This window comes from Allorhodopirellula heiligendammensis (assembly GCF_007860105.1).
Classification (GTDB): Bacteria; Planctomycetota; Planctomycetia; order Pirellulales; family Pirellulaceae; genus Rhodopirellula; species Rhodopirellula heiligendammensis.
In genome coordinates this window covers 677,602-691,348 of the sequence record NZ_SJPU01000002.1, presented here as the reverse complement: position 1 = coordinate 691,348, position 13,747 = coordinate 677,602, and the positions used below count along the sequence as shown (strand labels likewise).

The window sequence follows — 13,747 nt, the reverse complement described above, 5'->3', positions numbered from 1 at the left end:
TCTCCGATTAACGCGACCACTATGCACAAGATCACTCGACAAGGCTGCTTTTGGATCTGGCTCATGTGCAGCGTCGCCAGCCCATGTGCTTCCGCACTTGCGAGCGATGGTATGGTCAGTTTTGAACTGGATGTTCAACCGATCCTCACAGCTCATTCCTGCAACTCTGGCGGATGCCATGGAAAACAACGCGGGCAAAACGGGTTCCAACTCTCGCTCCTGGGCTTTGATCCTGACTTCGATCACGCTGCGGTGAGCCGCGATGCTCGGGGCCGACGCATCTTCCCTGCGTCACCGGAAAACAGCTTGCTGTTGCTTAAGGCGACGGCTGAATTGCCGCACGGCGGTGGACGCAAAATCGAACGAGATTCCGAAGACTACCAAACCTTGTTGCGATGGATTGGCCAAGCTGCCCCGCGACGGATTCCAAACGAGCCAACGCTGGAGCATGTGACCCTCACGCAAGATTCGTTTTCGCTCTCCCCCTCGCAGTCAGAATCGTTGCGGGTAACGGCCCACTACAGCGACAATTCCACTCGTGATGTCACTCGTCTGACGACGTATTTGTCCAACGACGATGCAGTCGTTTCGGTCGATACAAACGGCACCATCCAAGCCGGTTCTCTCCCGGGGGAGACTGCCGTGATGGCTCGCTACATGTACCACATCCAAGTCGCCAATGTGGTGATTCCGCAAACCGAGCCGTTGCCTGCAGCAATCTTTGAATCGCTGCCCCGCAATGGGTTCATTGACGAGCAGGTTTATCGCAAGCTGCAAGCACTGGCGATCGAGCCTTCGCCGACTGTTGACGATCATGTTTTCCTACGCCGCGTCAGTCTCGATTTGATTGGGCGGTTACCCACCGTCGAAGAGGCGAGAACGTTTCTAGATGGCACTGCCGGCGGAACGAGAGACCAACGACGAGCTCAGCTCGTTGATCAACTGCTCGATCGACCTGAATTTGCGGATCATTGGGCGGGGTACTGGGCCGACATGCTCCGTCCGAATCCTTATCGCGTTGGCATCAAAGCGGTGATGAATTATGACAACTGGATCCGACAACAATTCCGTGACGACGTGCCCTACGATTCCTTCGTTCGTCAGTTGGTCACGGCTAAGGGCAGCACTTGGCAAAACGGTGCCGCCACGCTGTATCGGGATCGACGCAGTCCCGACGAAGTTGCACCGATGATCAGCCAATTGTTCTTGGGCATTCGCCTGGACTGCGCGAAATGCCATCACCACGTGTTTGAAAAATGGAGCCAGCAAGACTTTTATCAATTCTCAGCCTATTTCGCGAAGGTTGGCTACAAAGGCACAGGTCTGAGTCCGCCGATATCCGGTGGCGAAGAGGTCGTGTTCACCGCGACGAAAGGCTCGGTGTCACACCCGCTGACTGGTGAGATAATGACACCGACACCGCTATATGATTTGCCGGGCGGCGACCCTGTAGACGCGGCTGAGAAGGCCGAGGGCGAACCAGTCGATCCTCGTGTCGCCCTGGCCCACTGGATGACATCGAAAGAAAACGACTCCTTCGCCGAAGTTCAGGTCAATCGCACCTGGGGGATCTTGATGGGCCGCGGTCTTGTCGAGCCTGTCGACGATCTCCGTGCGACCAACCCCGCCACCAATCCGGCCTTGCTGAGCGCGCTGGCCGACGAATTTCAAGCGTCCGGATATAGCTTCAAACAGCTTTTGAAAACGATCACACTCTCACGAGTCTACCGGCATAGCTCCGAACCAACGCCGTCCAATATCGCCGACCGGCTAAACTATTCACGCCACTACCGCCGACGACTACGAGCCGAAGTCTTGTCTGATGCGGTTGCAGACGTGACCCAGACCCCGGAGTCTTTTCAGGCGATGCCGCCCAATTCGCGAGCTAATCAGGTTTGGACGACGCGCGTTGATTCTGTTTTCCTAGATACGTTCGGCCGACCCAATGAAAACCAGGATCCGCCCTGTGAGCGAATGCCCGAGTCGACGGTCACGCAAGCCCTGCACATGATGAACTCGCAACAACTCGACCAGCGCGTGCGGTCCGAAAAGGGACGTGCCGCGAGGTTAGCTGCGAGTGATCAATCGCCACCGCAAATCGTCGATGAACTGTATTTGTCGACCTTCACGCGTTACCCGACTGCCGCCGAACGCGAATATGCCGTCAATCTCATCGAGGCCGCTGCGGATCGCCGCGGCGTCATTGAAGACCTGATGTGGGCGATGCTCAACAGTCCTGAATTTTCGATCCTGAACTAGGTACCGACGTATGAACTTGCATCAACATCGCAACTGCGACGGCATCACCCGCCGCGACGGACTGAAACTCGGGCTGCACGGTTTGCTCGCCGGCGGACTTGCCGGCGCCCTGCGTGCGACTTCCCTACAGGCTTCGGAATCGGCACCGACGCTGTTGAAAAAACAAGCCGACGCTTGCATTCTGATTTGGATGGACGGGGGACCAAGTCACTACGAGACATTCGATCCGAAACCGGATGCACCAATTGAAATCCGAGGAAAGTATCAGCCCATCGCAACGCAAACCCCAGGCATTCATTTTTCGGAGCCGATGCCGCGACTCGCGGCAATCTCCGATGACCTAGCGATCGTCCGTTCGATCCGGCACGATCAAGGCAATCATGGTGCGGGGAATCATTACATGACGACTGGCGCACCGCCACGGATTCCCGTTGGTTGCGGAGCGTTCGTCAGTTTTCACCCCAGCCTCGGCAGTGTGGTGTCGCAACAGATCGGTGCCCCTGATGGCATTCCTGCCTACTTCTCAATCCCCAGCATGTCACGCTCGGGAGGACCAAACTTTCTAGGTGCGAAACACGCTCCCTTTGTCGTCCCCGACAATCCGAATAGCTCGTCATTTCAGGTCCGAGATGTGACGGTCCCCAGCGGACTGACCGATCAACGTTTCTCGACCCGCCAACAGATTCGCACCCAGATCGACCAGTTGCGGCGAATCAAAGACGCCGCTGCTGGTGATCCAGTCATGGCAGCGGACGAGTTTTTTGCTCAAGGAATGGAGTTGATCAGCAGCCCGCAGTCGCAAGCCGCGTTCGATATCCACTCGGAATCCGACCAGGTACGCGACGCCTATGGTCGCAACACGTTCGGTCAGCAAGCATTGCTGGCACGGCGATTGGTCAGTGCCGGAGTCCCGTTTGTGACCTTAGTGCAAGGAGGCTGGGACCATCATGTCGACCTATTCGATGCCTACGATACCAAGATGCCGCCATTCGAGGCGACAATCGCAGCCCTCGTGACGGACCTCAAAGAACGTGGCATGTTGGAGCGGACGCTCGTGATCGCGTTGGGTGAATTTGGACGCACCCCTAAAATCAACGAGCAGGGCGGTCGTGATCACTGGGCCAATGCCATGAGCGTCATGTTTGCTGGCGGTGGCACCTCGGGCGGGCAAGTCATTGGAGCGACCGATCGCCATGGATATGCCGCCGTCGAACGGGTGCTGTCACCGGAGAACTTTGTCTCGACCGTCTATCGAAAGCTCGGTATCGATGCCGGGCAAATGCTGCATTCCCCCGAAGGCCGACCGGTGCACTTGGTCAGCGACGCGACCCCAATTTCGGAATTGATGAGCTGATGCCAAATCTGATCGCTCCGCGCACCAGCTTCCTCCCGCACGCGTTCACTCGCTTCCAACTAGATGACTTCGTCCGGGCCACGATATGGAACGGAAGCGTTTGTCGTCTTACCTATTTTTCAGTGGCGCTGAGTTTGGTGTGCTGCTCCCTGGCATCTGCACAAGTTCAACTCGATCGTTTCTACCCACCGGTGGTGATCGCCGGTGGCGAAACAAAAATTCTCGCCGAGGGTAAATTCCCCGAGTGGCCTGTGAAGGTGGTCGTCGATCGCCGCGACGTCGAACTGGCTGTCGGGAAAGACCCCGGTCAATTCAGTATTCAACTGGCTCCCGATGCCGCCCCGGGGATCGTTTGGGTGCGCGTCCTCGACAAAACCTCCGCTTCGAAGCTTGTGCCGCTGTTGATCGAATCAACGGTGACCATCGAAGAAGTGGAACCCAACGAGAAACTCGATGAGGCGACCGCGGTTGAGCTACCCGCGGTCGTCTACGGTCGCTTAGCGAAGTCCAATGAGATGGATACCTATCGGGTTCAGCTTAAGAAAGGACAAACTTTTATCGCAGCGACGCTAGCTCATCGGCCGCTGCGATCACCAATGGACGCTGTCATGCAGTTGGTCGACGAACACGGCAACGTGATCATGCAAGCCGATGACGATCGGGGAATCGATCCGCAAATCGTGTATTTGGCCCAAGAGGATCGCGAGTTGTTTGTGCGAATCTTCGCATTTCCCGAAGTCCCCACAGGAACCATTGGTTATGCCGGCGGCGAGTCGTTTGTTTATGCGATCCGCATGACGGGCGGCGCCTACATCGACCACGTGTTACCGCTTGTCCACCCGCTCAATTCCGTCTCGACCACCTGTACGGCGTTCGGCTGGAATCAGCTGCCTACCGCGGACGTGCAGTTTCAGGTTGCGACGGAAGCCTCGCCGTTGATCGCTCATGTCCCTTCGACTCTCGGATGGCACTGGCAACCTTCGTTATCGCATGATGCGGTCGTTGTGGAGGAAACAGGGGGTGACGATTTCGCCACCGCCCCCTCGCTTCCCTGTATTTTCTCCGGCCACATTAGCGAGCCGAACCAAGCAGACCGTCTGCGTTTCGCCGTCACAGCAGCGACGCGTTATGAAGCTGTCGTGCATTCGCGAGCACATGGCCTCCCTCTCGACTCGGTGTTGCGTGTCACGGCCGTTGACGATGGCAGCGAACTGGCGAGAAACGATGATGTCGATCGCAACCGGTACGACTCTACCGTCACGTTCGCAGCTACAACGGCGGGTGAAGTCGAATTGCAAGTTTCCGATCTCGTCGACGGTCATGGTCCCCGTCATGCGTACTCGGTGGTGGTCACTGAAGCGTCGCCGAGCGTGGAGCTCACCGTCAACGAAGCTGAATTCACCATTGGCCAGGACGGCAATGTGGAGATTCCAATCACGATTGCCAGGAAGCACGGTTTTGACCGAGAGTTGACAATTACCGCCGAGAGTCTACCCGAGGGCGTTCGTGCAGAATCGGTTGTCTCGTCACCCAAAGGGGAGACCTCCAAGTCGGTGAAATTGAAACTATTTGCCGACAAACCAATCACTCTTCAGGGTCCCTTTTGCATCAATGCTACCCCGACAACAACCGATGACCAACTGTCGCCCCCAGCAATCTTCAAGGCAACCCATGCCTTGCGAGACGCCGTTCGAATCGAAGCTTTCTGGCTAAGCGTCTCGGCAGGCACGGACTGACGCCACGACTCTCAATCACGTTACCTGGGTGGAACGACAACCGCGCGAGTGGATTCTACTTAGTGGCCGACGACATTGCCGGCCGGTTCTTCGCGCTCAACCGAGGGGCCTTCGGACGCCATGTCGGGCAAGCCTACTATTGGTCACCGGATGAACTGAAATGGGAATGCCTGGAAATGGGATATTCCGATTTATTGCACTGAGCGTTGAACGCCGACCTGCCAAGTTTCGATGAGGGCCTGCGCTGGCCCGCCTAGCGGACTGAGACTGCAGAATGTTCGGGAGATCAGTGTATGTCTCTCTATCCTGTTCTGTGGTTGCAAGAAGGCAATGCTGAGAACAGCCTTCGTGGTGTCGTGCCCGCGAGCGAGGCGTTTGTTTGAAAGTGTGATCCGCTCGGACAACTGAGACGTTAACGTTCGCACGATAAAGTCGCCGGACGACGAGCAGATCGAGCCGACCGTGAAAAGGGGGGCGTTCCACGTCAAGGATTCGTGGCCGAGTCTGCGAGGCGATGCACGAGTGCCTCCACGTGCTGCCTGAGAATCGGCATAGCTTCGTCAGCAGTCGCGACGTCGATATCGTGAATTTCCCAGTACTCGATCCCATTTTCCCACCTGGGAAAATTCGCCTGCATCAACGATCGATGCTCCGTCTCTTTCACCGCGATCGTCAAATCCGCCGTCTCGAGGTCAGCTTCGGAGAGAGACTGGGGAAACCGCATTGGTTCTATGGCGATACCTAACCGAGCACATTCTTGCTGGGTGAAGCACGACAGCGACCCCTCATTCCCCGGACATAATCTCAAACCGCGAGATTCGGCCTCCCAGTCCAATCCACGCTGAGCGGCGAGATGACGAAAATACATTTCCGCGAACCGTGAGCGGTAGTAATTTCCGGTGCAAAGGAAAAGAAGCTTATTCATCAGAGTCTGCTTTAGTTTGTGAACTCGTGGGCGGCAATGTAACTATTTCCCATCGTTGGAGTTGGCGCGTAAGAATAAGGGGCAGGCGAGCGTTTGTGAACTCGAGGAGCAGTTTTCCAGGGGGATCTTGTGCCATCACAGCGATTGCTACCATGGGTTGACCAGTAGCGTTGCGTTCCCGCTCACCGATGCTCCGCGAAAGACGCCAGTCCCCGACAGTGACAACGCCACTCCGCACGAGCATCCTCGAAAGTTTGGAAACCCCCTGAACATGATTGAAATCGGCAGCACCTATCACTTGGAAGTGGTCAAGCAGACCGAATTCGGATTCTACCTGGATGCCGAAAACTTGGGCGAGATTTTACTCCCTACCAAACATGCTCCGGATGACTTGAACATCGATGACCAGGTCGAAGTTTTCCTATATCTGGACTCCGACGATCGGCCCATCGCGACCACTCAAATTCCGAAAGCCGAAGTGGGTGAATTCGCTTATTTGGAGGTCAAGGACAACACTCCGATCGGCGCGTTCTTAGATTGGGGATTAGACAAAGATGTGTTGGTTCCCTTCGCCGAACAGCATCGCCCGATGAACGTTGGCGACTCCTACATCGTATTTCTGTATCTCGATAACCAAGGACGCATCACCGCAACATCAAAGATTGACAAAATCGTGCTGGAGGACGACCAGCACGACTTTCGAGCTCAGCAAGTGGTCGACCTCCTCATCGGAAACAGCACCGAACTCGGATGGAAGGCGATCGTGGATCAAAGCCATTGGGGCTTGCTTTATAAGGATGAAGTTGACCAGCGGCTCAGTTTCGGACTGAGCATTCAGGGCTACGTCAAACATGTTCGCGCCGATGGAAAGATTGATCTGAGTCTGAAGAGTGGGCAGCAGATCCGTGACGAATACAGTCAGGTTATTCAAGATTACCTACGCGACCACGATGGGTTCGCGCCTGTTCACGATAAGTCGACTCCAGCACAGATCTTCGCCCTGTTTGGGATGAGCAAGGGGCAGTTTAAAAATACTATTGGCGGTCTGTACAAACAGAAGCTCATTTCCATCGACCAAGACGGAATTCGTTTGATCTGATCCATCGAGATCGCAGTGTCCCATGATGACTCAACGGAGCATGAACGAGTTGCGGCGACAACCGCAGATTCGCAGCAGCACGACGCTGTAGCCCGCTAGGTTCTTGTTCGCTTCGTATTTTGCAACCGCAAAACGCCTCTACCGAGGCGGAATGAACTGGGTTATTGCGAAGCAGCCGATTGATTAGATGCGGGGTCTTGTGAATCCCCAAGCCGCCGCTAAGGCATCAGCAGCCTCCTCAATATCGGTGATTTCCCCCCAGCCTCCATTTCGCAGATACGCGTGGGCAAACTCGTGGGCGATCACATACCAAGCAAAGGGTTCAGACGCATTGGCGAGCTTGACGCGCAGCACGACACAACGACTGCCCTGTCCCCCTACACCTGGTGCTGGCATTAAAAATGACCAGCCATGCTCGGGCTGGAAGTTATCGAGCGTAACGCGAAATCGGTGGTCATCCACAAAGTCACGCTGAACCTCCTCGGGAAGGCATTCCAGGACATGCAGCACCCGCTTCTTCAAAACGGGGTGGTCTGAAAATGGGGCGAGATATGCAGCGAAACTCATGGAACACTCTGATTTTGTGATAACGAAGAATAGCGAGGTGCGTTGGGCCCATTTCCAGTCTCAGTGATCGCGTCGCTGTAATGTTGACGGAGCGCGGGAATCTTCCCATTCGACGGTCATGATGCAGGGCGAATCTCAGCGGATTTGCCATTGTCGCAGATTTACGGTTTGGAAAAAGTGTTCTAACCCGTGACAGTCCCGAGGCCCGGCGGATTGGTATCGCACCCGACGACAGGCTGAACGAGCAGGCTCCGTCAACACCGTCGGGCGAGGACTTGTTGCCTGGCGAATGCGTTCCATCCGCAGAAAGCGAACGAGGTCGTCTCGACTTCGGCACATCAATTGCTAATCCATGCATTGCCAATTCGAAGGCCGGGTCCACACAGAGCGCCGTCCCCTGTGTCGCTCAATCGCTAGCAGCGGGCAGGAATTCCCTGCATCGTCAGCAAGCATGCCTTATACCTATCGTCAGGAATTCTTCATGTCGCTGAAGCCTCACTGTATCTTCCATCGAGGCACCGGGCCCATTATCGCCGCAGCGGTGCATAATGGCCACCAAACCCGCAAGAGCCTCGAGCGTCACTTAGCGATCAGTGAAAATGAACAGTTACGCGAAGAGGATCCAATGACAGGAGAGTGGGCCCAGATCGCCAAGACTCAGATTATCGGGATGCGTTCGCGATTCGAGGTGGATTTGAATCGGCCGCGGGAGAAAGCCGTGTATGTCACCCCCGCAGACGCATGGGACATGGACGTTTGGTTGGCCCCACCCGACGACGCGATGATTGCTGCATCGCTACGCGAGTACGATGAGTTCTACGCAGACGTGGAGCAGTTACTCTGTGAGATGCTGTTGGACTATCCGCGATTAGTGATCTACGACCTGCATAGCTACAACCATCGCCGGGGAGGTCCCGACGGCCCACTTGCAGACCCTGAGACGAATCCAGAAGTGAACATCGGAACGGGCACGATGGATCGCCAGTATTGGAGCCCTGTTGTCGATCGGCTGATCTCAGACCTCCGCGACTACGACTTTCACGGCCGCAACTTAGACGTTCGTGAGAATGTCAAGTTCCAGGGTGGGCACTTCGGCAAATGGGTCCACGATACGTTTCCCGAACGTGTCTGCGCGATCGCGATCGAATTCAAGAAGTTTTTTATGGACGAATGGAATGGGGAACCCGATCCGGAGGAAGTTGAGTCGGTGTTCCACGCGTTGCAGTCCACCCTCCCGGGTGTCCTCGAAACGCTGGAGGCGATGTGAGTAACTCAATCGATGTGCTAGCTGACCCCAAGTCAATCACAAGCGAGTATCACGCGATTGCTGAAGCGGTCTGCAAACGGCTAGCCAAAAACCGACGCGTCCGCCGACGATTGCCGGGAGGTGGACGACTCCGCATGGATCGGCAATTGCCGTTTCTGTGTCTCCACCGTGGTCGCATTGATGTTGACAAATGCGCCCGAGAGCTCGTGACGACCGAGGCCGCGTACCTGTTTGCATCCAGCGATGAATCCCACCATGAAGGATTAGCCCATCTCTGCTCTGCCATCAGCTCCGCGATGCAGGAGCACTTTGGCATGTTCTTGTTGGTGGAGGTCTGGGCAGATGAAGATCAGCCGCCCGCTAGCAGCTGCCCATTTCAATTTGAAATCGTCGCGTCTGATGCTGAGGCAATGCCCTCGACCATTCGCGTATTCCGCGAGTCGCTTGAGTCCATTCGCATCGGCAGCCAGGCGGCCCACGTCGAAATCAATCATTCCCGCCCTGCAGGAATGCTCACTGTTTGTGGGCGAGGGGGCACTGCCGGACGAGCGGAACGGGCTGCTGCGAAGTCGGGATGCTGTGAACTGGGACTGCGCGTCAGCCCCGTCTACCGAGATCAGGCATCGGGAACGCCATTCCCCTTAGTGCTACAAAACTTACGCCGCCAACTCGCGTTGGCGCTAAGAAAGGCGATCGCTGAATTCACTGGCGGACAGCAGCACCAGAAACAAAGGCATGTCGATGCGTTCGGACCGTCCTCATTTGTCAAAGCGGTAGGAGTGATCGACCAACGGTTGTGCGAGGTTTCGGAATCGTATGACTTTTTGATGCAGTTGACCCCGGTCAACTCCGCACAGGCATGGGAGGGTTTCCAAGAGAGCAGATATAGGACGCTACCGCCTCTGATCTATCGGCATCTGCCCTACCATCCCAACTTGCTTAAGCGGAGGCTGTTTGCAATTGAAATCGAGCGGGTTGAAGACCCCACGCTGGCATATCTGTTCTGGGAAAAGCAGGATGAGATCGATCGCCAGCTCACGGCATTGCGGGACTTGCATCACCCTGAGGTAGCGGTGGGAGAATACTCGCAACAATCCAAAGTATTGCTGGGTAGCCTGCAACTCTATGGTGCACCGGAGCATTCTCTGGTCACGATGGCTACCGAAATTCTCGAGCGAGTTCCAGCCGCCGACGATTCCGTCGCAAAATCGTCGCGGACTGACCAACGTGACGATTCCAGGCGTATCAGCGCCGAACAATTTGCAGAGATCGCACGAAAACACCTCGATCGCTATCACCGCCGGATGAATGAGTTCACCGCTACGGTGGAGATATCCGACAAGATCGCCTCGGGGGTCATGGTATCGCAAGATCGATTGCTAATTGCTCCGGACGCGTCGATCGCCAAAAGCCGAGTGAAGCCGCTTCTACACCACGAGATTGGCACACATCTGTTGACCTACTTCAACGGACGCTGCCAACCACTCCGACAACTCTATGCGGGCTTGGCGGGGTATGAAGAACTTCAGGAAGGTCTGGCCGTTCTCGCAGAGTATCTCGTCGGCGGCCTGACACGCAACCGAATCCGCACGCTCGCGAGCCGAGTCCTGGCAGTGCACTGGATGGTCACCGGAGATCCATTCGCAACCGTGTTTGCACGACTCTGCGACATGGGCTTTGCCGAGCGTCAATCGTTCTCTACGACACTGCGCGTGTATCGGGGCGGTGGACTGACGAAAGACTTAATTTATTTACGCGGATTGAGCGACCTCCTGGATTACCTGGGCACCGGCCATGAGATCGATCCGTTGTATGTCGGCAAGATTGGTTTGTCCCACGTTCCCTACGTACAAGAGTTGCGGCGCCGTGGCATTATCACGGCCCCCCGAATCCTTCCCTGTTTCTGGGACGACGCAGTCGTCCGCGATCGGCTTGAGGCCTGTCGTGGTAAGTCGGTCCTTGACCTCTTCGAGAATGAATGATGAAAATTGGATTTGTCGTCAATGATGTGTTGACCGAGCAGGCTGTGTTTACCACAACTCGACTCGCGATGGCGGCCGTGAACATGGGCCATCACTGCTACCTGCTGGGAGTCGGAGATTTTGTCTACGCGCCCGACGGCTCGATTGAGGCACATGCACGCAGTGCGAATGGAGCAAAATACGACTCGCTGGAGAAATATTTGGCAGCTGTTCAAAGTCCCGAAACGAAGAGCGAGCGTATTAATTTGGATGAACTCGATGTGCTGCTGCTTCGCAATGATCCATCGGACGATGCCACGGATCGACCGTGGGCACAAACCAGTGGCATCCTGTTCGGCCAACTCGCAGCGACGCGCGGCGTGCTCGTGCTCAATGATCCCTTCAGCATGGCCAATGCGCTCAACAAGACTTATTTCCAACACTTCCCCGAGCAAGTCCGCCCCAAAACGTGCATCAGTCGAGATGTCAACGATATTAAGGCATTCATCGCCGAACAGAAGGACAAGGTCGTCGTAAAGCCGCTCCAGGGCTCCGGCGGACAGAGTGTGTTCTTGATCGGCGAGGATGAAAAAGCGAATCTCAACCAAATGATCGAAGCAGTCATTCGAGATGGGTACTGCATCGCCCAGGAGTACCTACCGGCTGCCGTCAAGGGCGATGTGCGAATGTTTGTCATGAACGGCCGCCCCCTCATGAAGGACGGCAAATACGCTGCGTTTCGACGCAAGAACGATTCAGGAGATGCACGCAGCAACATGCACACAGGTGGAAAGAGCGTGGCTGCCAAGGTGACCAGCAAGATGCTCGATTTAGTGGAAATGGTTCGCCCCAAGCTTGTCCAAGACGGGATGTTTCTGGTGGGGTTAGATATCGTGGAAGACAAGCTCATGGAGATCAATGTGTTCAGTCCGGGCGGGTTAGGCAGTTGCCAAGCTCACACAAAGGTCGACTTCGCGACCGAGGTGGTTCGCGACCTCGAACGAAAGGCGCGATACCGAACCTTCTACGGAACGTCGATGCGCAATCGCGGTTTAGCCACCCTTTAATCGAAGAGGAACACGATTTGCAGGTGATTTTCGGCACGAACTTCCATCATCACTTCGATTCGAGGAGATTCCCCATGCGACGTGTTCGAACAGCCTGCGGCTACTTCGCCGTAGCCACCGCCCTGGCCACCGGACTGCCTAACCTGCACCACGTGCAGGCGCAAGACGAGACGGAACCGAAAAACGCAGTCGATCAGACGGCCCCGTCCGATGACGCCACGCACACCGATCACCATGCACCGCAGCTCGGTGTACTCGTCGGCTCCTGCCCCGGCGAGGGAGTCTGCGTAATCGATACGCTCCGTGGTGGGCCTGCTGATCGGGTTGGTGTCGAACCTGGTGACTACATTTTGGCCATCAACGATCAAACGGTGAGTAATCCGTTGGAGTTGAAGAAAAAAATTGATAGCCTCGATAGCGAGGATACGATTAACCTCAATCTGTGGCGCCGCGGTAAATATGTCAATAAAGAGGTCCGCCTGGCAAAAGAGGCTGATACTTTGCCAGAAAGTCATCGAGCTTGGCTCGGTATCGTTCTGGCTCCCGCAAGTGAGAGTGGCGATGGGGCGCTGATCCGGGAAGTTGCCCCCGGCAGTCCCGCTGAAACCGCTGGCCTACGTCGTGGTGACGAAATCCTGAAGCTGAACGGCAAGGATGTCCAATCGCTGGACCAATTCGTGGGCGACGTGGGTGACTTTGAGCCCGGGGATGACATCAAGGTGATGGTTCGCCGTGACGGAAACGAGCAGGAGATTGCAGCCGAACTGGGGCAGGTGGTCGAAGCGCCGATCCAGTGGTTTCGGGACCGCATGCCGATGCCAAGCGGTACGCGGAATGTCCCGATGCTAGGACTCCGCTCGATGCCCAGTCCACCGATCATGGACGAAATGATCGATGACATGCGGCAGCAGATTCGCATGCTTCGGAGGGAAGTCGACCAACTCAAGCAGGCTGCCCCCGATGAGTCGCAGCCCGAGCAGACGGCCCCTGAAGCAGCAGATGATGACCTCTCGATCATCGGCAACCCCGAAGACTCCACCGTCTACGCCAGCGTGGTGCCTCATATCCCCAGCCAAAATGAGATGGCGGACCGCCTGGTGTTAGCGCAAATCAGTGGAAATTTCCCGCCAAACATCAGCAACGATTGGAGCGGTGCGAGGTACACGAGCCCCAACTATGCTGAGTGGCGAGCCCGCCAGCAGCAAGGTGTCAGTGGGAACACGGGTGGCACGTCCTATCCAAATTACATCTACGGTAATGGTAACTTTGGTTACGGCTATCCTGGCTACAACAACTATCGTTACTACCAATATCGCGGGAGACCCTATTATTACGGTCGTGGGTATCCTTATCGATACCGTGGCGGAATCCGTTATGGAACGGGGTTGGGCGTTTATTGGTAATCGATATTGAACGATTTCGGATCGTCGCGGCATCCGCTGGGAAGATGGATGCTCGCCGACTGATCCTGATTTGATTTCTCTGGGCACTCTGCATTGCAGCTGGGCACTC

At 55.9% G+C, this 13,747-nt stretch carries 11 protein-coding genes; 9 read left to right on the top strand and 2 right to left on the bottom strand.

The window, feature by feature from the left end; all coding sequences use genetic code 11:
- Positions 1–21: 21 nt before the first annotated feature.
- From Poly21_RS12975 to Poly21_RS12960, 4 genes are read left to right on the top strand one after another with little or no spacing between them, the layout of a single operon-like run.
- Positions 22–2,259, top strand: coding sequence for a DUF1549 and DUF1553 domain-containing protein (locus tag Poly21_RS12975; RefSeq protein ID WP_146407435.1), 2,238 nt, complete (start codon positions 22–24; stop codon positions 2,257–2,259).
- Between the two features lie 10 nt (positions 2,260–2,269).
- Positions 2,270–3,613, top strand: coding sequence for a DUF1501 domain-containing protein (locus Poly21_RS12970; RefSeq protein WP_146407434.1), 1,344 nt, complete (start codon positions 2,270–2,272; stop codon positions 3,611–3,613).
- Positions 3,613–5,349: a serine protease gene (locus Poly21_RS12965; RefSeq protein WP_146407433.1), complete on the top strand. Its 1,737-nt coding sequence runs from the start codon at positions 3,613–3,615 to the stop codon at positions 5,347–5,349. Before Poly21_RS12970 ends, Poly21_RS12965 begins: the two co-directional genes overlap by 1 nt.
- On the top strand, positions 5,319–5,552 hold the full coding sequence (locus tag Poly21_RS12960) for a DUF2625 family protein (RefSeq protein WP_146407432.1): 234 nt from the start codon (positions 5,319–5,321) through the stop codon (positions 5,550–5,552). The genes Poly21_RS12965 and Poly21_RS12960 overlap by 31 nt, the downstream gene beginning before the upstream one ends.
- 281 nt (positions 5,553–5,833) lie before the next feature.
- Here Poly21_RS12960 and Poly21_RS12955 read toward each other — a convergent pair whose 3' ends face one another.
- A complete protein-coding gene (locus tag Poly21_RS12955) occupies positions 5,834–6,274 on the bottom strand; it encodes an arsenate-mycothiol transferase ArsC (protein WP_146407431.1) in 441 nt (146 codons plus the stop codon).
- A gap of 61 nt (positions 6,275–6,335) precedes the next feature.
- Here Poly21_RS12955 and Poly21_RS12950 point away from each other — a divergent pair, with 61 nt between their 5' ends.
- Complete coding sequence (locus tag Poly21_RS12950) at positions 6,336–7,373, top strand: CvfB family protein (RefSeq protein WP_302118821.1); 1,038 nt, start codon at positions 6,336–6,338, stop codon at positions 7,371–7,373.
- A 183-nt stretch (positions 7,374–7,556) separates the two neighbouring features.
- On the opposite strand, the gene Poly21_RS12945 is transcribed toward Poly21_RS12950, so the two are convergent.
- Positions 7,557–7,940: a hypothetical protein gene (locus tag Poly21_RS12945; RefSeq protein ID WP_146407429.1), complete on the bottom strand. Its 384-nt coding sequence runs from the start codon at positions 7,938–7,940 to the stop codon at positions 7,557–7,559.
- Between the two features lie 481 nt (positions 7,941–8,421).
- On the opposite strand from Poly21_RS12945, the gene Poly21_RS12940 reads away from it, so the two are divergent.
- From Poly21_RS12940 to Poly21_RS12925, 4 genes are all read left to right on the top strand, one after another.
- On the top strand, positions 8,422–9,207 hold the full coding sequence (locus Poly21_RS12940) for an N-formylglutamate amidohydrolase (protein WP_146407428.1): 786 nt from the start codon (positions 8,422–8,424) through the stop codon (positions 9,205–9,207).
- Positions 9,204–11,189 (top strand): peptidase MATCAP family protein, encoded by a 1,986-nt coding sequence (locus tag Poly21_RS12935; RefSeq protein ID WP_146407427.1) that lies wholly within the window; start codon positions 9,204–9,206, stop codon positions 11,187–11,189. The genes Poly21_RS12940 and Poly21_RS12935 overlap by 4 nt, the downstream gene beginning before the upstream one ends.
- On the top strand, positions 11,186–12,235 hold the full coding sequence (locus tag Poly21_RS12930) for a glutathione synthetase (RefSeq protein ID WP_302118820.1): 1,050 nt from the start codon (positions 11,186–11,188) through the stop codon (positions 12,233–12,235). The genes Poly21_RS12935 and Poly21_RS12930 overlap by 4 nt, the downstream gene beginning before the upstream one ends.
- 74 nt (positions 12,236–12,309) lie before the next feature.
- Positions 12,310–13,638 carry a PDZ domain-containing protein gene (locus Poly21_RS12925; RefSeq protein ID WP_302118819.1) on the top strand — a complete coding sequence of 443 codons (1,329 nt, stop codon included), beginning with the start codon at positions 12,310–12,312 and terminating at the stop codon, positions 13,636–13,638.
- Positions 13,639–13,747: the final 109 nt, after the last annotated feature.